The 23,243-nt window shown below is 56.1% G+C and carries 23 protein-coding genes; 12 read left to right on the forward strand and 11 right to left on the reverse strand.

Going from position 1 to position 23,243, the window contains the following annotated elements:
* The first annotated feature begins 28 nt into the window (after positions 1 to 28).
* Positions 29 to 250: a hypothetical protein gene (locus tag MOP44_RS04230; protein ID WP_260794665.1), complete on the forward strand. Its 222-nt coding sequence runs from the start codon at positions 29 to 31 to the stop codon at positions 248 to 250.
* Positions 251 to 573: 323 nt separating this feature from the next.
* Here MOP44_RS04230 and MOP44_RS27995 read toward each other — a convergent pair whose 3' ends face one another.
* Together MOP44_RS27995 and MOP44_RS28000 are read right to left on the reverse strand one after the other, a co-directional pair.
* The gene (locus MOP44_RS27995) at positions 574 to 2,319 is read right to left on the reverse strand and encodes a TnsD family Tn7-like transposition protein (RefSeq protein WP_390905469.1); all 1,746 of its coding nucleotides are present in this window, start codon (positions 2,317 to 2,319) and stop codon (positions 574 to 576) included.
* A gap of 574 nt (positions 2,320 to 2,893) precedes the next feature.
* Positions 2,894 to 3,427 (reverse strand): helix-turn-helix domain-containing protein, encoded by a 534-nt coding sequence (locus MOP44_RS28000; RefSeq protein WP_390905470.1) that lies wholly within the window; start codon positions 3,425 to 3,427, stop codon positions 2,894 to 2,896.
* Positions 3,428 to 3,478: 51 nt separating this feature from the next.
* Here MOP44_RS28000 and MOP44_RS04235 point away from each other — a divergent pair, with 51 nt between their 5' ends.
* The 6 genes from MOP44_RS04235 (at position 3,479) to MOP44_RS04260 (ending at position 8,849) form a co-directional block, all read left to right on the forward strand.
* Positions 3,479 to 3,673 carry a hypothetical protein gene (locus MOP44_RS04235; protein WP_260794666.1) on the forward strand — a complete coding sequence of 65 codons (195 nt, stop codon included), beginning with the start codon at positions 3,479 to 3,481 and terminating at the stop codon, positions 3,671 to 3,673.
* Positions 3,674 to 4,161: 488 nt separating this feature from the next.
* The gene (locus MOP44_RS04240; protein WP_260794667.1) at positions 4,162 to 4,392 is read left to right on the forward strand and encodes a hypothetical protein; all 231 of its coding nucleotides are present in this window, start codon (positions 4,162 to 4,164) and stop codon (positions 4,390 to 4,392) included.
* Between the two features lie 569 nt (positions 4,393 to 4,961).
* Positions 4,962 to 5,174 (forward strand): hypothetical protein, encoded by a 213-nt coding sequence (locus MOP44_RS04245; protein ID WP_260794668.1) that lies wholly within the window; start codon positions 4,962 to 4,964, stop codon positions 5,172 to 5,174.
* 837 nt (positions 5,175 to 6,011) lie between these two features.
* A complete protein-coding gene (locus tag MOP44_RS04250) occupies positions 6,012 to 7,157 on the forward strand; it encodes an endonuclease/exonuclease/phosphatase family protein (RefSeq protein WP_260794669.1) in 1,146 nt (381 codons plus the stop codon).
* A 558-nt stretch (positions 7,158 to 7,715) separates the two neighbouring features.
* The gene (locus tag MOP44_RS04255) at positions 7,716 to 8,150 is read left to right on the forward strand and encodes an MbcA/ParS/Xre antitoxin family protein (RefSeq protein ID WP_260794670.1); all 435 of its coding nucleotides are present in this window, start codon (positions 7,716 to 7,718) and stop codon (positions 8,148 to 8,150) included.
* Complete coding sequence (locus tag MOP44_RS04260; protein WP_260794671.1) at positions 8,151 to 8,849, forward strand: RES family NAD+ phosphorylase; 699 nt, start codon at positions 8,151 to 8,153, stop codon at positions 8,847 to 8,849.
* Positions 8,850 to 8,921: 72 nt separating this feature from the next.
* Here the strand turns inward: MOP44_RS04260 and MOP44_RS04265 are convergent, their stop codons facing one another.
* Positions 8,922 to 9,095 carry a hypothetical protein gene (locus MOP44_RS04265; protein WP_260794672.1) on the reverse strand — a complete coding sequence of 58 codons (174 nt, stop codon included), beginning with the start codon at positions 9,093 to 9,095 and terminating at the stop codon, positions 8,922 to 8,924.
* Between the two features lie 85 nt (positions 9,096 to 9,180).
* Entirely contained in the window at positions 9,181 to 10,071 is an 891-nt protein-coding gene (locus MOP44_RS04270) for a metallophosphoesterase (RefSeq protein ID WP_260794673.1), read from the reverse strand.
* Between the two features lie 1,231 nt (positions 10,072 to 11,302).
* Here MOP44_RS04270 and MOP44_RS04275 point away from each other — a divergent pair.
* A complete protein-coding gene (locus MOP44_RS04275; RefSeq protein WP_260794674.1) occupies positions 11,303 to 12,205 on the forward strand; it encodes a hypothetical protein in 903 nt (300 codons plus the stop codon).
* Positions 12,206 to 13,095: 890 nt separating this feature from the next.
* Here MOP44_RS04275 and MOP44_RS04280 read toward each other — a convergent pair.
* From MOP44_RS04280 to MOP44_RS04310, 7 genes are all read right to left on the reverse strand, one after another.
* Positions 13,096 to 13,518 carry an SOS response-associated peptidase gene (locus MOP44_RS04280; protein ID WP_260794675.1) on the reverse strand — a complete coding sequence of 141 codons (423 nt, stop codon included), beginning with the start codon at positions 13,516 to 13,518 and terminating at the stop codon, positions 13,096 to 13,098.
* 13 nt (positions 13,519 to 13,531) lie between these two features.
* Entirely contained in the window at positions 13,532 to 15,241 is a 1,710-nt protein-coding gene (gene ltrA, locus MOP44_RS04285) for a group II intron reverse transcriptase/maturase (protein ID WP_260794676.1), read from the reverse strand.
* 486 nt (positions 15,242 to 15,727) lie between these two features.
* Entirely contained in the window at positions 15,728 to 16,159 is a 432-nt protein-coding gene (locus MOP44_RS04290; RefSeq protein WP_260794677.1) for an SOS response-associated peptidase, read from the reverse strand.
* Positions 16,160 to 16,184: 25 nt separating this feature from the next.
* The gene (ligD, locus tag MOP44_RS04295) at positions 16,185 to 17,141 is read right to left on the reverse strand and encodes a non-homologous end-joining DNA ligase (RefSeq protein ID WP_260794678.1); all 957 of its coding nucleotides are present in this window, start codon (positions 17,139 to 17,141) and stop codon (positions 16,185 to 16,187) included.
* Positions 17,138 to 17,341, reverse strand: a complete 204-nt coding sequence (locus tag MOP44_RS04300) for a hypothetical protein (RefSeq protein WP_260794679.1) — start codon at positions 17,339 to 17,341, stop codon at positions 17,138 to 17,140. The genes ligD and MOP44_RS04300 overlap by 4 nt, the downstream gene beginning before the upstream one ends.
* Positions 17,342 to 17,385: 44 nt before the next feature.
* A complete protein-coding gene (locus tag MOP44_RS04305) occupies positions 17,386 to 17,559 on the reverse strand; it encodes a hypothetical protein (protein ID WP_260794680.1) in 174 nt (57 codons plus the stop codon).
* An 87-nt stretch (positions 17,560 to 17,646) separates the two neighbouring features.
* Positions 17,647 to 18,033 carry a hypothetical protein gene (locus MOP44_RS04310; RefSeq protein WP_260794681.1) on the reverse strand — a complete coding sequence of 129 codons (387 nt, stop codon included), beginning with the start codon at positions 18,031 to 18,033 and terminating at the stop codon, positions 17,647 to 17,649.
* Between the two features lie 143 nt (positions 18,034 to 18,176).
* Between MOP44_RS04310 and MOP44_RS04315 the strand changes: the two genes are divergently transcribed.
* The 4 genes from MOP44_RS04315 (at position 18,177) to MOP44_RS04330 (ending at position 23,132) form a co-directional block, all read left to right on the forward strand.
* Positions 18,177 to 19,445, forward strand: a complete 1,269-nt coding sequence (locus MOP44_RS04315) for a cysteine desulfurase-like protein (protein ID WP_260794682.1) — start codon at positions 18,177 to 18,179, stop codon at positions 19,443 to 19,445.
* A 794-nt stretch (positions 19,446 to 20,239) separates the two neighbouring features.
* A complete protein-coding gene (locus MOP44_RS04320; protein WP_260794683.1) occupies positions 20,240 to 21,001 on the forward strand; it encodes an MlaE family ABC transporter permease in 762 nt (253 codons plus the stop codon).
* The gene (locus MOP44_RS04325) at positions 20,998 to 21,741 is read left to right on the forward strand and encodes an ABC transporter ATP-binding protein (protein WP_260794684.1); all 744 of its coding nucleotides are present in this window, start codon (positions 20,998 to 21,000) and stop codon (positions 21,739 to 21,741) included. Before MOP44_RS04320 ends, MOP44_RS04325 begins: the two co-directional genes overlap by 4 nt.
* A 5-nt stretch (positions 21,742 to 21,746) precedes the next feature.
* Entirely contained in the window at positions 21,747 to 23,132 is a 1,386-nt protein-coding gene (locus MOP44_RS04330) for an MlaD family protein (protein ID WP_260794685.1), read from the forward strand.
* Positions 23,133 to 23,243 lie beyond the last annotated feature (111 nt).

Here is a 23,243-nt window from a genome sequence, read left to right on the forward strand (position 1 = left end):
CAACGGTTTTGGGAATAGGGAAAGTCGCATGAAGTTCACTAGGGCGGCACTTAAGAAGTACTCGGAGTCCGCACCGCAGTTTGCAGTCCGCCGTCTCGAACTGGTCACCAAAAGACTTAAGGCCTCGGGAGAAGTCGTGTCGTTCACCAAGCTTCGCGACTTGGCTGGCGTGGGCTGGGGAAAACGGACCGGGAAGCATCCCATGGTTGTTCGTGCTTTAGCCGTGGCAAGGGCCGAACTTGGAATCTAAGCTCTTTGGCTGGTCCTGGGGATCTAGGGCACGCCGAATTGCAGTTTGAACTGGCTCCGAGCTTAATAAGTCGCGCTTTAGGTTTGCGGTTTGGATCAAACGCCAATCCGCGGAAGGAAATACGGGCTTTAGTTAACAATACCCCACAAGCAAATGCCGCAGAAAACAAATGGAGCTGGGAAGGAGAGGAAGGAAGGAGTCCCGCCGACGGTTTTTCCCGCTGCTCGCCTCGCCGGAAATTTGCGAGCGCAGTGAATGGCGTTGGATTAGATCTGCTGTCGAGCCTGCCTAGTTCGATGGCCACGATGTGTGAACACGGGATCTTAGAGCCGGGAGTTCGTCTGCGCAATCAGCGCGACCTGAATCGCGTCCTCGACTGCCTTCAGGATCAACAAATCGGGCCTGATGTTGGCGGCACGAACCAACCGCCATCTGAGAGGAGTTGATCCGCCTAGCGACTGCGCCGCTGACACCTCTTGGATCCTGCGGATGGCAAAATCGACACGACTTTCCTGCCTGAGCTTTAGAGCGCTTCCCGTCAGGGGAAGGCGGGAAAGCTTCGTCAATGCCCACGTCGAGGACGCTTCCCGCAGCATCGCTGTGAACGTGAGGCGAACGAGCGGCCTTCGAAGTAGTAACCGCTCGGCCGCCCGGTCCACCTCGTCGGATAGGGCAACATCACGAACGTTCCAATCCACAGGCGAACGAACCTCTGTTGATCTTCGTGGCAACGGAGAATGCTGCCCAAGCCATAGAGGGTCATGCCTGTAAAGAAAGGTATAGAGAGCTGGTGCGGCCTCCCTCAAACGACTTCGGGCAAAGCTCGGATGGTCACGTTGCAGCTGCAACCATTGCGACCGATACTCGCCGACACCCTTGGCATTCGCCGGTGCCACAGGCATGCTGGAGGCGACGGGTGTCTCTCGGCAACCACTCCCATCGCGAACAGGCTCAAGACCGAGCCGCAGCGTCTGTAGTCGCACGGTCCGGGCATCAACGCCGAGACGGTCCGCAAGCTTCCTCATAGATGTATCCGCCTCGCCCCATCCACGGATGAGTGTTTGATTCCACTCGGGGCCGTACACTGGCACCCAGTCTCGCCGCATGCGGTCTGCAGCCCCACTCTGTGGCTGTTCGCGATCTGCGGCGCTCGCATCAGGGCCCAAGCGCACGTAGATCATGCCACAATCCAGACATGCGAATCGACCAACGAGAGCTGTCCCATTTCGGGTTGTCGCGATTTCGCACATCGGGATTGTCAGTTGACCGAAATGATTGGAGGCTTTGTTCAAGCAGGGCCACGGGGGCTTACCAAACGGAGCAGGCATCTCCGTCCGCAGGATTGACTCGACGCTCGTCTCAAGGAAATTAACCAGCAGCAGGTATCGTATGGTCGCCTGCGTTGATTCTGGCCTTCTGAACAGCCGTTCCAACCAGTTCTCGTGGGGAGGAGAGGGGAATCCGCATCCGATCGCCTCGAGCCATTTCGCGGGATATCGGGACGTGATACTGGACACCAGCCGCGAGACTCGGACAGTACCATTCCACGTCGCAAATCCGCGGAGAGCCAACTCCGAAACGAGGCGAGTTCGAAGTTCCACGCCTGACCGGGATGCCTGCGGATGAGCCAACAGCCAAGCTGCGCTCTTGGCTAACTGCAGTTGCGCGGCGTCTGAAGACGTTTCGTCCATCTTTGGCTTCTTACGCACCAAACCCGACGTCGAAGCAATCGCTGATTCAGCCGACCGGTACTCGTACCGGTTGCGGGACTGGCGAAATTGTACCTGGCTGTCGAGGAGTCGTTCCCCGTGGCTTGGGCAGACCTCAATGCTTGGGATCTGGTGTACACGGTGCCAGTATGTCTCCCGCTCTGCCGCACGATCGAGGTCTACACACGACAGGCAATACCGGAAAAACCTCAGCCAGGGAAGTGCGCTTGCCATTAGCCCAAGTGACAAGTAGGCGTTCCCGGCGCCCGCCATCTCCATGCGCGTTCTTGAGCGGCGCTCCCGAGACTGGAAAGCCGCCCAATAGGGCCACAGGGTGTTTTCGTCGATCAACGACTCCACAGTGATGCCAAACTCAGGGCGGGAGCATCTCTATGAACGCCGAGAGCCGATGAGGAAAGTCACTGATCGCCGTGGCCGTTGAAGTTGCGAAGAGGTCTACGCCAAGGCCTCGAAAATTCAGACCGGGAATTCGCTCTTGCATTCGTGCTATCGCGCTATACAGGAGTTCATCTGGATACAGACGTGGAAAATGGCCGATCATTGTTCTCTCTCCAGAACGCCGCAAACGGCTGAAAAGGTTTTTACCGATTTCGCACGTGTGAGCATGTGCCTAGGAACTTCGGTCCACCCGATTCGGGCGGCCTTTTCTGCTGATCGCGGTTCGGCAGCCTTCTCCAGGTGTGTTCTGGAAGACCGGTGGTTACCGAGCACCACAGTGCGGCCTGGTCATAGCACCTTGCGTGCGGGTGGACGCTGTCCGAATCTGCATTCGGCGAAACGACGATCCAATAGGATCGTTGTTTCGGTTGCAATGACCTGGCTACTCAATCGTGCTCCTTGTTGGTAGGCAGATCGGATGCGCGTTCGTTCGCAATGTGCCGAAATCGGCACATTCGCGGTAGTGGGCACGCGATTAGCTGGACGGTATTCGCGCTCGCAGCAGGATTTTGTCCACGCCGAGAGCGCCCATGATTCGAAGCAGATTCAGGAGTGAGGGCATGACCTGGCCGCGCTCTACGCGCGACAAATAAGTTCGGTGAATTCCAGTCAGCGAGGCTAAGGTCTCCTGGGTTATGCCGCGCCGGAACCTCAGGTTTCGAATGAGGCTCCCAACTTCAAGACCTATCGCGATCATCGATTGCGCATTCAAGGCCCCAGGAGACGTAGGAAAGAGAATCTCGAAATAGCTAAGCCCTAGTGAACTGTGGCAGCGACGGCATTTGCCAGTTCCACGTTCGAATTGGCTCAGTTGGCAGACGGGGCAGATGAGGGTTTGACGAATCGTCGAAAAATGCAAGGGGCTCCGGAAACAAGGCTGCGCCACCGCGGCTTCCGAGTCGGTGGCGGTTGTACGTATCGTGTGTGAAATAGAGCTGGGGACAGAATGGACGAGGTTGGAAGAGATCGAAGCGTTAATGACGCCAGGAATGTGCCGATCCCGGCACATTCCGAACTGTTGAACCTGCTGCCCGGACCAGAATTCGCGCGAGGATCAACTATGGGCATTCATAGTCATCGCAACAACGATCTGTCTGGATCGTTGTTGCGAGAGGAACGCGAAGGAGCACATGTTGTGCATAGCGCGATGGCTAAGGAGATGAAGGGACTCTGCTTCCTCTTCAGTGAGACAGGCACGGAAGGTAGCTGGTGGGCAATGCAGGGAGACGGCTTTGTTGAAGAGGACGGGCATTGAAAATACGAGGGACTGCGATACCTCGAACAGGGCGATGATTTTACGGTTTATGGCAAGGACGGGACGGTACTATTCCATGGCGTCATTCACCATGACAGTCGAACCGGAGCGATCCCGCGTCAGATGCTTCGCGGTGGCAACTTGGAAGACCACCCCACGTGGAAGCAGCAGTTGTCGGCGGAATGTGGGTTCACTGGACCCAGAAAGGCATTGATCCCGGAGCATGGGGCAGTTGTTCATCGGGAATATGCAATGCCTTATCCGGCGTGAAGAGAAGACGAAGAGCGCTGTAAACACGCGCCCAACCAACCGAGGTCTACCCAATGAGTGCCGAATGGCGACCGCCGGCGGTCGGACTAATAAGCTCTGAACAGATGAGGTTCACAAGTGGCCGGACTCGCGGTGAATGGGCCGTCAGCTTTCCGGAGGTGATCTGAGGTATCCCGTTCGGCATACAGGCGCCGCCTACAGATCAGAAGGAGCGTGGGATGAAGATGCAAATCACCTCCGGGAATCTGGTCCTCGTCTTCATCCACAGCCTCTTTCTTCTTCTCTTGGGTTGCGCGATAGGGATGCACTGGCGTGGAACACCGGCGACAGCTCTTTGCCTTGCGGTTCTAAGTGCCGCGCTATGGGTCTTTCACGAAGTGTTGACGGTTCTCCTTTGGTTCGGCGTGACGGCAGCGTGGACAAAGATGGTGGCGAATGACAAAAAGTAGAATCACGTTGCGACAACATATTTAGCGCTTCTTCCTGCTTTGGCTCTTTGTGATTCGGGAACGGGGGTCGGCCTTGTGGCCGATTGCGCGCAATGCTTCGGTGGGGTGGGGGCGGTTTTCATTTCGTCGGGGTGGCCAAATAGAATACCGGCTGAATGGATCGAGCTGAAATCATCGCCGAAATCGACGCATACCTCATAGAGTTGCGCAACGCACGCACTCTCCTCTCCACCCTGAAAAGCTCGACGCCCGATCGGCGCTCGGTTCACGGCACAAGAGTGACTAGAGTCGATAGGGACGAGCGGCCGGCGCAATCTGGTGGGACTCGGCGTCGGGACCGGAGAGCTCGATCCGCCCAGAATTGTGCTGGCGAGCGCCAGACCGAGAACATCCAGTCCAACCTCCAGATCCCCAACTCTGGCGCCCACAAATCTGGTGGAGTCCGCATCGGCTGCAATGAATGCATTCCAACACCCGTCGCGGTTGATACGGTACATCTATCGGAGGTGCAGACTCCGCCGGTTAAGGGTGCTCACGCAGTTGCCAGGGAGTTCAGGACTGAGCGAACGGTGGGAAAGCTGAAACCCGCCATCGCACTCGCCGGCCCAGTGAAGAGCGCGGTAGTGGTAGTCTCGGCGGCGCAGGTTCAGCAGGAGCGAGAACGGGCTGCACGTCCCACCGTTCTGCCTACTCGCATACCTCGCCTTGGAGAGAGTGGCAGAGTGGCATTCGATGCTCTGTTCAAAAGCCACATCGACGAACCGACGGGTTCCGGGAAGTAGTCGCAGCGTGGCAAATTGTTCCTGCACCCCCCTTTTGAAACACCTGACGCAAATGACCTGGTGCCTTCATTGCACGCCTGCCGAGAGAGAGCGCGGGCAGTTCTGCCTCGGGGCGTCAATCGTCCTGTTCTCTTCCTTGTTCTTGCATGTTGTGATGAGAGCTGCGATTCCCAGTCCAATGTAGTCGGGCCCGGTGACAAACAGGCGATTGGCGCATGAGAACCTGAAGAGTCTCATCACAGAATTGACCCGGGCACGATTAGGTCTGAAGATGTTACCGCTCTTCGCCGAAACGCTATGGCAGAGGTCTCAGTTCCCAGGCAGGCCTGATGCCCAGTTCCCTGCTTCAGTCACGACTTTGACACTTGGGTGGAAACGACTTCGACCAAATCGTTGAGGTGCAGCTTCTTTCTCGGATCCCTTCCCAGGTAGCGCTCTTGCCGGATTTATCTCTTTGCTCCACTCACGGGATTAGAATCCGTCGAGAGCACAATCGAGTTTCTTATGCGACATCGGGGGCACCGCGATCTGCGCGAAGCACCCTCTCCTCCTAACCCGGAGGTATCGAGCAGTCCGCTGAAGCCCAAGAACGGAAATGGCGCCCTAAAACTTCCAATCCACCATTTCCGCGTCGAGTTTGCCGTTTTCCCCGCGGCTGATCGCAACGGCGATGAAAATGTCACGGTGTCACATTCTATGGTGACCACGCGCACTGACAATCCGGCGGCGGGCGCATGTTGTTGAGGGGAACAATCCGAAGCCCAGCCTCGAGCACGCGAGCAAGCGTGGACCTTTAACGGTACCCGAGACCACGTCAGAACAGCCGAGTCGCGCGAGGTGATCTGCAGTAGCTCCCGTGCACTCGGCGCTTGTTTTTCCCACGCCAACTTAATCCCGAAGGAGGGCACTATGCGCTTAGCAACTTTCAACGCAGAGAATCTCTTCGATCGCCCGAAAGCCATGAACCTGAGCGATCGGAGCTTGGGTGATCAGATCCTGAGTGATTTCGCGGAACTGAATCAGCTCATCGAGAAAGACCCGTATACGCCCAGAGTCAAAGAGAAAATCCTGAGCCTGTTTCACAAGCAGAGCCGATACATCAAGCTGAACGAGGATCACGGTAGACTCCTCTCTGGCGACAAGAAGACGGTTATCGCGAGCGGACGATCCTCCTGGATTGGCTTCTTCGAATTGATCGAAGGCAGCGTGAAAGAACCAGCCATCGATAACACAGGCCGGGTGGTCAAGGAACTGAAGGGCGATGTCACGTGCATTATCGAGGTCGAAGATCGCGCGGCTCTCTGCGAATTCAATAAAGAAGTTCTGAATGACAGACACTTTGATCACGTGATGGTGGTCCCCGGAAACGACCTCCGAGGCATCAATGTTGGCGTTTTGGTGCGCGAGCCGCAGAAGATCATCCACATGGTCAGCCATGTCGACGACAAGGACGAAGTTGGTCAGATCTTTAGTCGCGACTGCATGGAATACACCATTCAATGTGGAGAGGGAGGCCCCAAGCTGTTGGTTTTGGTGAACCACTTCAAGGCCAAAGACCAACATCCAGCTTCGTCTGACGAAAAGCGGATGCGCCAGGCCAAAAGGGTGCGCGAGATTTACGAACAGCGCAAGACGGAATTTGACTACATCGCGATCATGGGTGACCTGAACGACTCCCCGGACAGCGATCCGCTGAAGCCATTACTCCGCGACGGTTCTGATCTCGTGGATGTGTGGGGCAGACCGGGGTTCAATGATGGAGGATACCCAGGCACCTATCTAAACTGCACCCCCAAGGAGAAGATCGACTATATTCTGGTCTCTCCCCAGCTGGCCAAAAAATTCAAAACCGGAGGAGTGGAGAGGCGTGGCATCTGGGCGGGCAATGACGGGAAGAAGTTTCATCCCTTCATGAACAAGGCGATCGAAGCCGCGTCCGATCACGCTGGGCTCTGGGCCACTTTCGATTTCCAACCGGCTTAGTCGTTCGTATTCCAAGAATACTAAGGGTGCGAACTTGACACCGCCATCATTCCCGAGACACGGCGCGCGGGTGCAGGTCTTTATCGGTGCGTAAGGCTATAAGTTTGATGTGGCGGACGCGGCTCGAGTCGGTCAACTGCAGGAACTCAACATTTACCGACGAGCCGCGGCTTCACGCAGATGCACTATTGCATCTTCTTGGAGGTGAGCCCTTGCCCCCATCGGCCGGCCTTGGCTTCCCGCACGTTCGCAAATGGGCAGACCTGGACCTTCAAGGGCGCGAGGCGCTCGTGCAGCTCACGACGAGTGGGGGGATGAGTCCGGCGCGAACCCGCGCAGCATAGATCAGTTTCCGGCCAGACTCTCTGTTTGAGCCCGATCCTCTCGGATGTCACTCAAAGCGTGTGGTTTCCGCCGTTCTGGCCGGTCCAACTTACCGTCAATAGGATCGAATGAGACCTTCGTCGCATCAAAAGATTCTGTACAGGTATTGACACTCCGGTGTTAATGTTTGGACAGAAGCGACGTCTAAGGTAGAGCAGGAAGGGGGTCGATGAGTTGGCAACTCAACCGAGTTTCGCACCCGCCGGATACCAATTCGACACCGTGCCGGACCTGAGCCGGCTGGAAACGCGCGAACGTCTCAGCCAGTCCGCCGTCGACGGCCTATTGGCGATCGCTGACAAGTGGGGTATCACCACAGAGAAGGTAGGCGATCTCCTTGGCGGTCTGTCGCGAGCGACGATCTACAAGATGAAGACAGCAGCCGGCGTCCTGAAACAGGATGAGCTGACGCGCATAAGCTACGTCGTTGGGATCTACAAAGCCTTGCACATTCTGCTGCCGGATGACTGGGCGGATCAGTGGATGACGCGGCCCAATGACAACATCCTGTTTGGCGGACAGACTCCCCTCGATTTCGTGATTCGCAACGGGATCCCCGGCCTGCAGCAAGTACGCAGTCTGCTCGATGCGGCGCGCGGTGGACGGTAGGTGGCCCGGCTCGAAACGATCGACAGACGGGATACGCATAGGCTCATCGGCACCAAGTACCCAGGGAAGAGCGTTCTTGAGACGCTGCCTCTTCCCCCGAATGTCCTCAGCGACCTGAGCGAACTGGACGCCAGCACGAACGAGCGGAGAGTTGCCGAGAAGGGCGGGAATTCGGCGATCAGCCCTCTCGAGCTGGTCTGGGGGTTCCCGGAGGCGAACGTTGTCAATGCGGCATTCACGCATCCAGGTACCCATGGGAGCAGGTTCAACAATTCGCTTCGGGGAGCTTGGTACGCTTCGGTCGATCTCGAGACCTCGATCCAAGAAGTGGCTTTTCACAAACGCCAGTTTGTGAAGGACAGCCGATTCGTCGGAATAAGGGCGTTTGAGTACGCCGATTACCTAGCCGACTTCATCGGGCGCTTCCATTTTCTTGAGGGGGATGAGCTAGTTCAGTGCCTTCAGGCTGGTCCCATTCCCGCCTGCTATGCTCCCTCTCAGGCTTTGGCCGGTTTCTTACTGACCTCAAAGTCTGCAGGCATCGTCTACCCCAGCGTTCGTCACGCAGGAGGCACCTGCATCGTCTGTTTCCGACCGCCGTTGGTGCACAACCCCAGGCGCGATAGGACCTGCTCAATCAGCCTTGAAGTTGGTACAGACAAGGTCGAATGTAAAGAGATAGCTACTGCTCTTCTGTAAATTTCGGAGGAGTACAGTTGAGTGAAATCCCTTCACCTGTTCCCGGTATGATCAGCCGTCAAGTACACAGTGCTAGTAGTTGTTCTGTCTGTTGCGATCATGGGCCTCATAGTCGCCATCGCCTCGACCGGAGTTGTCGACAAACTCTTTGCGTCGTGCCCACCCCAAGCCGATCACGTCACCCATCCGCGCGGATCGCGCGGACTTTCGCGGTTGCGGGTTGTAGACCTCATCGAGAAAGACCATGAACGGCAGCTAGATCTCGGCCGCAGGTTGCCGTGGATGAGTTGCGGGCGAAAGCGCAGAATACATAGTGCAAAACGGAGCCATATCAGATCTCGAACAACCCGACTGCCTCACGTGCTTTCGCGTAATAATCTCCATCAAAGCTTTGCAGGTATCCGACGGGAGATCGAAGCACTCTGACGCCGCCTACCGTAAGCTTTAGCGATGCATGAATGTGACCGCAGATCACTGCAACGCCGTGCGTTCGCTCGAATCGAGTGAGAACTTCCCCCAGCCGCGCCGATCCCTGGTAAGCGTCAAATGGGTCAGGAATAGTCGACCGCTCTACGCAAGCTTCGAAAGGGGTGGTGTGCACAATTGCTACCATCCTCTCGACCTGCGACGCGATTGCATCCAGGTCGTGGCCGAGTTCTTTTAGGAGGTCCGAGCATATGTCCTCGTCGCGGAAACGAAGCATTCTCCGTTTCCAATCGGGCGAGTGCGGTTCTCGCAGCCAGACCGCATATCGGGCATCGTTCCAGGAGCCCGATGCGAATGCACCTCGTTCATAGTCTTTGGACCCCAGACTTGGATCCAGGCGTCGGTCACGGAACGAGTAATCGTACCAGCCAAGCGATCCTGCAAAGCCTACCCCATTCAAGACAACTGGAGTATTGGGGAGATAGTGAAATCCCTGCTGCGCCGCGCGCTCTGCCAACGCGACCCGGTACTTCCAACGACTGTCCTGAGCTCTTTGAAGCGCGCGACGAGACTCGATCCAAACGTCGTGATTCCCTGGAATCACGAGTTTTGGAATTGCAAGGGAATGGAAGTGTTCCAAAGCCCGGGTCCAACCAGACAGATCATTTGCGAGGTCACCCGCAATCACGAAAACGTCCGCCTCAAGGTCGCGCACTCGTTCCGATAGATATGGCACAAGTGCGCCATTCTGGGCCGTGATATCGACGTGAAGATCCGAAGTGAAGGCGATTCTCACTCCGTCATTATGGAAGACATCCTATCTGTAGACAATTCAGACTCGCTACCAAAGAAATGCTCTGAGGGATACGTATTCGCGGATTCCCGTACATCGTAGGCCGTCGGCCTGGGTTATTCCGCGCCTTGATCTCAATCTTCGAATGAGCCCCCCTAGCTCTGACCACCTGCGGCTCAGGCGTTGAGAATTGTGACCAACAGGGCTGGAAAGAATGATCTCGATTTAGGTGAGGCTCAACGAGTGCTGACAGCGACGGCATTTGCCACTTCCGCGGTCAAATTGGCTCATTGGCAGACGGGACAGACGACGGTTTCGAGAATCGTAGAGACGTGAGAATTAAGGAGGAAGGAGGGGCTCAGAGATAGGTCCCGCGCAGGAATGTGCCGATTTCGGCACATTGCGGTCTGTTGCAGACGGTGAGTGAACCAGACTTTGAGGGAGGATTAGCTAATGTTCGGGATCGTGATCGAAACAACGATCTAGCTAGATCGTTGTTTCGATCACGCAAGGGCGAGCCGGAATCTTTGTGTTTCCGGGGAGTTGCCTATGAGATCGTCTCTCCGGCACGGCTGGGATTTGTTTGTGCGCACTTGTGAGGAGTGGCACTGAACCGAGCGCAGTGTGCGGGCGCCGCTGGATAGATGTCATGCGCATATATTTACCGGCGAGCGTCTCAGCTCAACTTTCGCGGCTGCGCTTGAAGGTTTGGACCGCGCCAATCCGACCGGCAGAAGAACAACAGGGCCAATGTTGGGCAAAAGTGACTCGCCAATCCCGAGCATCGAGATCGAGTTCTGTCGGCAGGTCTTGCAACGTGAGACCGAATCGGGTGGTTCTGGCAATTGACCGACGACGAGCGATTCAGCCTAGATCCGGCTCATCAAAACGATGCACCTCTCGCGGAAGAGGCAATGCGTAGCCTGGCTACAAAGGTAGGCATGATGATCGCGATTTATCGCCGTCTTGGCATCATTTATTCGGGTCAACACGCATACGGGTGGGTCAGAGGGCCAAACACAAATCTGCTCTTGCCGGGAAGCGCCCGTTAGATTTCATGATTGAGGGCGGGATTCCTCCAATGGCAATGGTCGCTTTGCTTCTCAAGGCCGACTCGGCATTGATTCTCGGTTCTGACTGGCACGCCACCTCTTCGACGGGCTGCAGCATTCCAGAGCAGAAAGTAATGAAGAGATGACGAGGGGCTGATTTCTGACCTGTTCGGAGGGGAGCTATGGGAATGTTTGACGAGGTGCTTTGCAACAATGACCTCTTCGGAGCTCACAGAGGCGAGACTCACCAGACGAAGAGTCTTGAACCAATGTTCGGCGGCCGACTTGAACAGTATGAGATCACGCCAGCTGGGCGCTTGGAATTTCTGGAGTACGTGACTGAAGATCACAGCGATCCGAACGCTCAAGGTATGGCTAAATTCGGCGGCATGTTTGCGATGGTGTTCACCGGAGGCCGCAAGGATATGAACTATCACGGATGGCTAGAGCTCTCCCGTTTCGGCCGGGCCAAGTTTACGGATGGCGTAATGGTTGCGTTTGAACCGGAGCGCGCAGGGGCGAATCACGTCGGGAGGCTGCTTGATATATCCGCGGAAGCAATGCGGTCGCCGAGAGTGCCGACCAGCGATTATCAGCTTGCAGCTGATCTCGGAGCCCTTGGGTATCCCGGCTATGCACACCTGTCCAGTGCTCTCAGAGATGCTGCTGAAGTTCTGCTGGACGCATTGGACCGGGACAATCTCGACGCCCGTATAGCCGAAGCTTTGCCGTGGTTGCCGCTGCAGTACCCTCAGATGAATTGGCGCTGGATCGTGGCTCACGCCAAACTGCGCAATCGGCAGAACCGATTGGGATTCGTGGTTAACCTCTCCGCCAGGGTAGCGGTGGCAAAAGCCCAATGTGACGTAGCAGAGGTCCTTTACCGAGTTGTGGCGGAGCTCAGGAAGGCTCGCCTGGCGGCGAACGACACCTTTTGCCATGTATGCTGGCCACCTAGCGAGAGGCGATATGCCCACGAAAAGCGTTCACGGGTTGCAGCGTACTGGAACCTTGACACGCGGCTCACGGAGAAAGACCTTGCCTGGATGGATCTTGGCCGAGAGGTGAAGAGAGGCATCAAGTGATAATGCAGGCGCACAGCTTGAATTCCCGGTCCTGATCTTCCTCCACCCGTTCTCCGTGTTCCCGTTTAGCTCCGCGGTCGGGGCGCATTGGCATCGGCTCCCTGCACGACCCTCTTCCTGGCTCTTGCTGGCGGCACTCTGATGGTGAGCCATGAAACGACAACTGGAGTGCATTGGTTTCAAGCGACAGCCCAATTGCCCCGCTCGCTCGATATCAGTGATAAGGACTACGACCTAACAATGGCTTAATAATCATCCGGTTCACTTCAAGGAGATCATGTGTGGACGTCTTGATCGAATCTCGACCATTCGCGACAAATGAACGGTCCATTCCTTTCTGGGAACAGATGATCAAGTCAGAGCGCGTCCTCGATGCGGCAATGGATAGGGAGTGGTTGGATGATGCTGAAAGACGTTTACAGTATGTCGTGTCATCTATCGATCCGCGGCCGATCATTGACGGTTATCGTGTCGAGCGCTCTGCGGATGGCCTGACGCTCTGCACTTTAACCGGGGCCGAGATTGCGAAGCGTCAAATCGGTCTGCTATCCGCAGGAGATTGGCCGTATTGGGAGGAAATCGTCGAGCAGGTACCTGAGTTCGATGGGACAGCGGTCGTGTTCGATGCGGTGCAGCGCCTCAGTGGTTCCGTAGGTGGGACATGCGTTTACAACATGATCGAATCTGTGCCGAATACGGCATCTTCAGCTAGTCAGATCCTCCCTTCAACACTCCTGATCGTGAAGAAATGGACTGATCGCAGTCACCCAGTACAGTGCGACGCTGCCAACGAACGACCGGTGCCGGCTTTTAGTAACTTCCGTAGAGATTTGACCTGTACAGAAGGTCCAAGCTTCAACCAGTCGGGCCTCATCAACGATGAGTCTTTGTCACAGCGCCTCAACGCACAACGGATCATTGTTCCGAACATTGCCGACCCGCGCGTTGACCTTCCACGCCGTCATTTCATCCGAGGTGTATGGCCGCAACAAGTCGACAGGCAGGTGCGATGGCTCTCCCGGCTCCAGCCATCGGCCGTAGTCTTCTGGCCGTAATATGACCGGCATTCGATTGTGCAAAGGTTCCATGAGTTCATTGGGGTCGGTGGTGATGATGGTGTACGTCTCCAGTGCCTGCCCTGTTGCCTTGTCCTTCCACCTGTCCCACAGCCCGGCGAAAGCGAATAGCGCCCCATCCTTCAGACCTATGGCGTACGGCTGTTTTGTCTTCGCATCGATCTTTTGGTCGAGTAGGCGGGCGGCGTTGCCGCCGTCCGCCCCTCTAAGAACCGTGCGTGAGAGTTTCCAACTCACACGGCTCAAGCCTTCATAACGCCTCCAGCGGGAGACGCGGTGCGTAGAAGCCGCAGAGACGACTATGCAGTGCGCGGTGACATTCGGGATGAAGGAGCTGACAGTTGGAGGCGCCGATAGTGCCGCCCAACACCCGTGAGGTGATGTAATGGTTGTGCCATCCAGTCTCGCGTGTGATGGGATCGCCACAGACAACGCATTTCCCCTGTTGGGTTCGCCAGAGATAAAGCAGCGATTTATAGCCCCACAACGTGCGAGCCATATGCTTGCTTTCGCGGGCCTCGAAGTATGTCTCCCAAGCCGGGTGATATGGATTCGCGTCCCGCCGGATCTTGACGTGAGGACGGATAGGCAAAGATGTTGCATGGAAGAGCCATACATTTTCTTTGCGTCCGTCCCCAAGCTCTCTCACTCCGAAGAAGCACCAATCGCGATTACCGCGCCGTGCGAAGTACTTCCGCATGACCCAGCGTTTCCCTTTGCAGGGATGTCGCTTCAGTGCCCATTGCCACAGCGCCTTGAAAATGGCGTAATCAACACGGCTGAAGATGCGCTTGCTCTGCACGTGCCCGTGGTACAGGGCCCAGCCGCGTACTATGCGGTTGAGTTCCCTAACCAGTTGCCATGCAGGGGCAGACTGCGCCCTTCGGATTACTTCACGGACGTTATCCAGCAAAGCCTGGATGTTCTTGCGAGACGGTTTAACCAGCAACTTGCCGTTGCTGTACCGTCGCAAGTTTTGTCCGAGGAAGTCGAAACCCTCTTCGATATGCGTGATCCTTGTCTTTTCCGTCGATAGTTCTAGTCCGCGTTCACGGAGGAACTCTTCGACCAGCGGCTTCACTTCACACTCCAGCAGTTCTTTAGTTCTGCCGGTGATGATGAAGTCGTCGGCGTAGCGGATCAGATGGACCCCAGCATTACGACCTTTCTCCGATCCCTTGCCGCTCACTGGATATTTCTCCCGTAAGCGTCGTTCTAGACCGTCGAGAGTCAGGTTTGCCAACACAGGCGAGATAATCCCGCCTTGCGGTGTTCCCAACTCGGTCGCATGGAAGAGGGACTTCTCCATGTATCCCGCCTTTAGCCATTTGCGGAGGATGCCTCTGTCCATTGGGACGTGCGCAACCAGCCACGCATGACTAATGTTGTCGAAGCAGCCACGGATATCGCCTTCAAGCACCCACTGCGGATTGCGATGACACAGGACGATGTGACAGCCCATGATCGCATCTGCACACGAGCGCCGTTTGCGAAACCCGTACGAGTCAGCATCCGCAATGGTTTCTGCCACTGGGTCAAGCGCGAGCAGGTGTAGCGCCTGCATCGCTCTATCCCTCATGGTCGGGATTCCAAGCGGACGCAGCTTTCCGTTCGACTTCGGGATGTATATGCGACGGAGAGGTAGCGGTCGATAGTCGCCGCATCCCATCGCATCTACTGCAGCCATCTTCTTTGCGGGCGTGTCCCACGTTACACCATCCACGCCTGCGGTTTTCCTGCCTTTGTTCTCCGTCACTCGCCGCACGGCCAAGAGCTTTCCGTCCCGCGAGTGCGTGAGCAGTCGTTGCAAGGCTTTCACCTTACCCCATCTGCCTTCTTCCACTGCCTTCACGATACGCACCTGGAGCCTGCTCACGTTTCTATTCACCGAGCGCCAATCCACTTCGCGCCAGCGGTTCGAACCGTGGGAAGCTGCACCAACGGATTGCTCCGTCGTCATCTGCGTTGCCTCCTTTGCCGGTTAATCAGGTTCTTTCGTGATTGAAGACCAGAGAGAAGTCAGCTCGCTTTCGCGCCAGATATCCATCCGTATCCATCCCATTACAGGATGGCGTTCGCTTTCTCTCTCCTCCTTTACCCGCATCGCCATCGTCCGGCCTTGCGGCCGTCCTACCCTTGCGGGAGCGATTCGGGTTTAACCTGTTCCGTTCCGATGACACGTGTGGTTTAGGCCCTCTCTACAACACCGGCGGCTTTGTTTGCCCATGACGGAAGAGAATGGAGCTTCCGTACCCGCTGCAATCGGAGCCTATCAGCATCTTTGGCTCCTTGTTCTTGACGATGCTTATGAGAGTTCGCATATGCTGGCCATGCCACTTACCCTAGCCCCTGTCCGCCACGATGCTGGCAGACCTGACCTTGTCTCGCGACTCGATCAGCAACCTTGCGGCTGCGGTTACATTGTCAGAGGGCTTTCAACGGCTCGTTACCGAACCGCTTGACCTCCTGGGGTACTGCCGATGGGACGGCAGGTCCGGTCATGTGGCCACGCCGGACAATCATCGGAGCGACTTGCAGGTCGCACCCACTCGTAGAACCACTCGGCAGGCACGAGGCACCGCCGCCGCTTCATCGGTTCCCGGAACGCCGGCGACGTGGTGACGGTTTCTGCCTTGGCATTGATCGTGGAAAATCCGACCTTGGAGTCCTTTGCCCAGTACGGCACAAGGCCCCAGCGCATGATCGTCAATTCGCGCTCGCCGGTCTCACGATCCAATCGCACAACCGGCTGCATGTCGGTCGGGGCGATGTTGAACGACGGGGCAAAGTAGGAGTCGTCGAACACGCTCGTGTTGTGGGTTTGCATCCACTCTGCAATGCGCTGTTTGTCCGCCCGCCTGCCGTATCGTCCACACATTGCCGGATCGCCTCCTGTTCTTTAATCATTCGCGCGCGACATCGAGAGCCTTCTTGTCATCGCGCAAGGCCACAAACTTGATGTGCCGGACATGATTCGAGTCGGTCCACTCCAGGAACTCACAATTGGCGACAAGTCTCGGCTTTACCCAGGTGCACTGCTTCATCTTGGCTGCTGTCAGTCCTTGCCCCCATCTGCCGCTCGTTGCTTCCGGTAGATTCGCAAAAGGGCAAACCTCGGTGACAAGCGGTTTTAATCGCGAATGAAGTTCCTGCCTTGTAGCCGGAATCAAGCCGGCACGCACACGCGCAGCATACATCAGCTTTTTGCCGTCGTAGAAGCCAACTACCAGCGCGTCGATTCCATTGCTCCCCGGCGTGAAACCTCCAATCACAAACTCCTGCCCCATGTTGAGCCGCAACTTCGCCCAGGCGCCGCTTCTCCTGCCGGCTTCGTAGACCGAGCTCAGACGCTTAGCAACGACGCCCTCTCCACCCATTTTCCGCACGGCAGTGACAAACCGGCTCGCGGGACCATCGAATTGCTCCGAATGCTGCACGCGATCCGATGCCGTGAATGCAGATTGAAGGAGGAGAGTTCGTTCTCGCAGGGTCAGACCGGTGACGTCCTTACCGCGGTGGATTAGAACGTCGAACACAAAGAATACAACGTTCGTCTTTGCTGTGGCATTTTGCATGGCGTTGAAGCTCAGTCGTCCGGTGTCATCGAACGCGACCAACTCCCCGTCCACGGCAGTCCGGCGGGGCAGAGCTTCCTTCAGCGCAGCGAAAACCTGCGGGAACTTCCGGCTAAAGTCGTTTCCATTTCTGGATAGAAGGCGCACGCGAGCGTCATCTCGAATCGCCTGCGCTCTGTAGCCGTCGAGTTTAAGTTCGTATACCCAGTCCGGGCCGTCAGGCAATCGGTTGACCTGCCGACACTCCATCGGAGAGGTAAACGGAATGGGTTCGCTCGGAATCACTTCGGATCGATAGGATATCGCTCGAAGTAAGTAAGGCACTTCTCTACGATTCCCCGATTCGGTTCGCCGGTTTCGACCGTGTTCTGGAGCCACAGCAGCATGGTGGAGTATTCCTCCTGCTCGTCGGCTTCCAAGTTCAGATCGGGGATTGCAGCGGCATACTGCGCTACTAGCGCATCAAGGTCTGTCAGAGTTGGCATTCCCCATCATTAGCTGAAATCGATGTGGATTAGTCGGTACCGAATTACTGCGCGTAGGGATGTTGGGCGGTATCGTACCAATTCGTCGGATGGTCGCTGGTATCAGGCCAATTGCCGTACAGAATGCCGTCCGGAGTGATGCCGATGGCGAAGGCAAGAAATGCCAGGATCGTGGCCAGAAGCACCACGGCGACGACGGCATCAACGAAATCTTGCACAACGCACTTCATGGGAACGACAGCAGCAGATCAGTGTCAGAACTTCTTTTTGAAATCGTTAGAAGAATCCTATACCCTCCCCAGCCGCTACCGATGCTTGAGCCTCCGGTACTGCTCCTCGGAGAGGTCCAGCCACATCCCGCCGCGGCCGATCTCGATTCCATGATCCAGCGACTGGCGTGCCTCCAGGTTCATATTGAAACCGCCGCGTTCGGCAATTTCCCAGAGCTTCTCTTGGCTCTTGAAATGAAGCTTCTTGGGAAGGGGTGTCTTCAGATCCTGCTCCAGGAACTGACAAAACCAACCGTCTCTCAGCATGTAAAACATGTACACGCGATGGCGACCTTTTTTCGTCCTGCAGGCATCGCAAAGCGTCTCCGCGGTTGTGTGTGGCGCAGGCAGATGGCGTCTGCAGAGCTCGCAAATTCGGACGGAAGGGATCTGGCTGCTGGCCGATGAACGTTCACTGTCCACTCGATGAGCATACTCCTCCTTTCGCCTTTTATTCTCCACAGGATTTCCCCGATGAAAAGGACCAGACTCTTACGGATGGCCTGTAGGTGCGCGAAGATTGCGTTGTACACTCTGCCCTGTACGGGTTCGAGGAGCGATTGGCGATGAGCGCAGGAGAATTGGGGCTGGGCGCGACGCTGGATATCGAGTGGGTGCGTTCGCAGTTTCCGTCACTCGAGACGCAGGTCAACGGGCAACCCGTCGTCTTCATGGACGGTCCCGCCGGGACCCAAGTGCCCATGCAGGTCATTGGAGCAATCCAGGACTACCTCATAAATTCCAACGCCAATACCGGTGGAGCATTCCTGACCAGTTGCCACAGCGACGAGATGATCGCGAACACACGAGCGGCCATGGCGGATTTCTTCCATTGCGACCCGTGCGAGGTTGTCTTTGGTCAGAATATGACCACCCTTACCTTCGCAATGTCGCGCGCGATCGGCCGCGAGTTGCAGCCGGGTGATGAGATTCTCCTCACAACTCTCGATCATGATGCCAACTTCTCTCCCTGGAAGGCCCTCGAGGAAAGAGGCGTGGTCATTCAGGTAGCAGGCATTCGCGAAGAGGACTGCACACTCGATCTCGACGACCTGAAGAGGAAGTTAAGCCGCCGGACCAAGCTCGTGGCAGTAGGCTATGCTTCCAATGCAGTTGGGACCATCAATCCGGTTCGAGAGATTACGCGCCTCGCCCATTCTGCCGGTGCAATGACATTTATAGACGCGGTGCACTATGCCCCTCATGGTCTGATCGATGTAAAAGGCCTTGACTGCGACTTCCTCGTCTGCTCGCCATACAAATTCTTTGGGCCGCACATGGGTGTGCTCTTCGGGAAGCGCGAACATTTGGACCGAGTTCAACCTTATAGGGTTCGGCCGTCGCATGATGAGGCTCCTGACCGGTGGGAAACCGGAACCCTCGCACACGAGTTGATCGCCGGGATCGGCGTGGCTGTTGAGTATATCGCTGGCTTGGGGAGGCACTGTAATCCTGGAGCGACGACGCGACGGGAAGCCTTGGAAGCGGCATATCGCAACACTGTCTCATATGAACGAAGCCTGATCACACGGCTGATCGACGGCTTGCTGACTATTCCCAGTCTGCGCATCTATGGGATCACGGATCCCAAGCGATTTGACGAACGTTGCTCAACGCTATCGCTCCGGATCGGCGACCATTCTCCGAAGGCGATCGCCGAGTTCCTCGCAAATCGCGGCATCTTCACATGGGACGGGAACTATTACGCACTAAATCTGATGGAGCGCCTGGGAGTGGAACAGAAAGGCGGAATGCTGCGCATCGGCCTGGTTCATTACAACACCTTCGAAGAGGTGGAGCGCCTGCTCGATGCGCTGCGCGCCTTAACCTCTTAACGAAAGCCCGGCGATAACCCACCTTCGACTTTGCTTCTCAATCTCGATGAGTGCGTTGGCAGATATCGGCAATGGACAACCAGAGGCATTTGTCAGGCTAGCCGGTTCTACAGACATGTGGATGCATTCGAATCCATTTCGGGGCCTCCTTCTATCCAGCGCCCACTAAAAGTCGAGATGATCCTCCACGCACTGGAGATCGCGATCGAACGCTCTGCGTCGAGACCTCGCTGACTCGGCAAATCGGCGGCACTGACGCGAATTTCAATCAACCCTGGTATCCGGAAGCATGAAAAGGCTATCGAGGCACTTGCGACTGACAATCCTGCACAGATCACCATGACGATTCTGAAACCCAAACACGAATCCCTATTGAGCGACAGCGCTGATAGCGGATTTCTTTGCAGGATCGAGGTTGGTTGGGGGCTGGAGATCAGCGAGCTTGGCTTCCTGTCCTTGAAACCCTGGAACTCGGCCGACGATAGCGAAAGATGATTCAGGCCATGTTCGAGCCGGACGCGAAAAGGGACCACTACTAGAATTCCAAGAAGAGCGATTCCAAGCACTCCGGCTGCGCGCGCGATGGCGTTGTTGATGAGCGTTGAACGGCTAAGGCGCTGTTCAGCGTCCGGTTAGAACTGGCTGCCAACAGTACGATAATCACGGTCACCTCACCTCTTCATCACTTCACGAAGCACACTACAAAGAGCTTTGCTGGAAATGGAGCTAGTTTTCATCTCGACTGAAACGACAGCTCCTATGCTTTCGTGAGTGCTACGACTGGGATTTCTCAAATGCCAAATCCAATCGAATTCGTTGGGAACGTCAACCTGTTCGGATTTCGAACGATGAGGGACGCCCTTCGCAGGCCTTTCGAAGTTGCTCAGATCCTGCGCCAGATAGCCGAGATTGGAGCGAAGTCGTTGCCTCTCGTGATCTCTTCGGGCTTCGCGTTAGGAATGGTCATGACGCTCCATACTCGGGGTACCTTGGTGACTTTCGGGGCAGAAGCGCTCATTCCAACCGTGCAGTCGTTGGGCTTCTTTGTCGAGATCGGACCGCTCGTCACCGCACTCCTGGTTTCGGGTCGTGTCGGCTCCGGAATCGGAGCCGTGCTAGCGAACATGCGGGCAACAGAACAAATCGATGGCATCGAATCGCTGTCGATTGATGCCTTCAAATTCCTCGTTGTTCCGCGCGTAATCGCGTGTGTCATCTCGATGCCACTGCTCACTCTCTTCGCCGATTTTGCGGGACTTTTGGGTGGATTCGTATCGGAGCACTCGTCTTCGGGAATGTCGTTCTCACTTTACCTGTCCCGTGCATTTGCAAACCTCGAGCTGTCGAACTTCATTTTGCCCACTTCCAAGACTGCTGTGTTCGGCTTAATTATCGGTACAGTTTCGTCGTACTTCGGTTACACCACCAACGAGGGCTCGCAAGGTGTCGGCCGGGCAGCAACCAACAGCGTGGTCGTCTCTTCTTTGCTCATCATTTTCGTGGACGTGGTCTTGGTGAAGTGCATCTTCTTCCTATTGCCGGAGAATGCGCTATGAGAGACGTGCCCACAGGATCCGTGGCTTTTGACGAAGTATCCAAGGCGTTTGGCCCCAAGCAGGTGCTCCGGAACGTTTCGTTTGAGATTCGACAGGGAGAGATTGTTTGCATCCTCGGGAGAAGCGGGACGGGGAAGAGCGTGACACTCAAACTGCTCATGGCATTGCTGAAACCCGACCAAGGAAAGATTTGGGTCGATGGAGACGAAATCACCGGTATGAGGGAGGCGGAACTGTCGAAGGTGCGGCGGAAGATGGGTTTCCTATTTCAAGACGCGGCTCTGTTCGATTCGCTCTCACTCTACGAGAACCTGGCGTTGCCGCTTCAACGATTGACTGGCAAATCGAAAGACGAGATCGATGCCGTAGTGGATAGCGTGCTGAAACAAGTGGGCCTGGCAGGCGACAAACTCAAGAGACCGTCGGAGCTATCGGGCGGAATGCGCAAGCGTGCGGGCCTCGCGCGCGCGCTGGTTCTAGAGCCAAAGATCCTACTGGCTGATGAGCCAAGCAGTGGTCTCGATAGGATTACAGCCTCCGAGATTGACGACCTCTTTCTACGGCAACGAGCTGCCAGTAACACAACTATCCTGATCGTCACTCATGACGTCCACGGGGCCAGGAAGGTTGGAGATCGTTTCGCAGTCTTCGACAAGGGCGATCTGGCCGCATTCGGAACAGCTGCAGAGGTAGAACGCAGCGACCACGAAACCGCACGGAGACTTATTTCGGAAGGATAGCCGTTATGAATCGTAGTGTCGCTGTTGGACTCTTTGTTCTGATCGGATTTGCATTGTTTACGGCAGGCCTGTTTCTCATCGGGAACCGCCATGAGGCCTTCCAAAAGCATCTCACGCTCTACACCGAATTCGCCGACCTCTCAGGTCTGGCTAAAGGGTCGAAAGTGGAGGTGGGAGGCATGGACGCTGGCCGGATCGAAGAGATCTCTATTCCCAACTCACCGTCATCAAAGTTCCGAGTCAGATTTCGGATCATTGACACGTTTCGCGGGCTGGTCCGCAAGGATTCGGTTGCGTCGATCACTACCGCAGGCTTGGTTGGAGACACGTATCTTTCGGTTGGTCCGGGAAGCAGTGCTTCGCCGTCCGCGGTACCAAATTCGACGCTCGGGAGCAAAGAGCCGATCGAATTGGCCGACCTTGTAGGCCAAGCCAAAGGAACGATCGCTGACGTAGACGAAACGGTGAAGAATGCCAATGGATTGCTGACATCTGTGGGGGGAAACTTGAACGTGACGCTGGGGACTGCACGCGGAACGTTGATCGATGTCGATGATGTTGTCGGAGGACTCAAACGCGGGGAAGGGCCTGCAGGAATGCTGCTCCACGACCCGGAAGTCGCCAGTTCGATCAGACGTACCATCGCGAACACCGAACAGGTGACGTCCAGTTTGCGCATTACAGCGGACCAAACCAACGCACTGGTCAATGATGTCTCTTCGCGGAGCATCCCTCAGAAGATTGATGACGTTCTTGTATCCGTACGAGACGCAGCATCAAACTTGGACTCGACTACCAAAGCAGTGCAAACAACGATAGCGGAACTCACACAGCCGGACGAACATGGTGTCGCGGCCGGAGTCAATTTGCGCGACGCAATCTCTAATGTGAGTACTGCTACAGGAAACATGGCCGAGGACTCGGAGGCGCTAAAGCACAATCTTCTGACTCGCGGCTTCTTCCGCAAGCGCGGTTACTACACCCTTACCAACATCTCTCCGGCCGTTTACCGGCGTGACCGGCTATCCGCAAGCCCGGGTAATCATCGGAGTTGGCTTGGTACGGACCAGCTCTTTCATCAGGCTAGCAATGGCACAGAGGAACTGAGCTCAGCCGGCAAAGAGCTGATTGACCAAGAATTGGCAAAGTATGGGGATGCGGTTGTGAGCCATCCGATTATGGTGGAAGGCTATTCGGCCGGCACAAACACAGTTGAAAAAATAGAGACTTCACGGGCGCGTGCAATCCTGGTCCGCAACTATATTCTGTCGCGGTTTCATCTAGAGTCAATGTCAGTTGGAGCGGTCGCACTCGATGACCAGCCACCTAAAGGGGCCGGCCGCACAACCTGGAATGGCGTTTCAATCGTTCTGCTGTCAAGGGCGCGTTAGGCACCCACAATCGGGGAGATTCCTCTTCCGGTGTTTCCAATCGTATATAGGGCCGCGGGACCTTCGTGTCCGGCGCCGGTGAACGGGACGCAGCGCCACAGCAAATCCATT

It is taken from the genome of Occallatibacter riparius, from assembly GCF_025264625.1.
GTDB classification, from domain to species: Bacteria; Acidobacteriota; Terriglobia; order Terriglobales; family Acidobacteriaceae; genus Telmatobacter; species Telmatobacter riparius.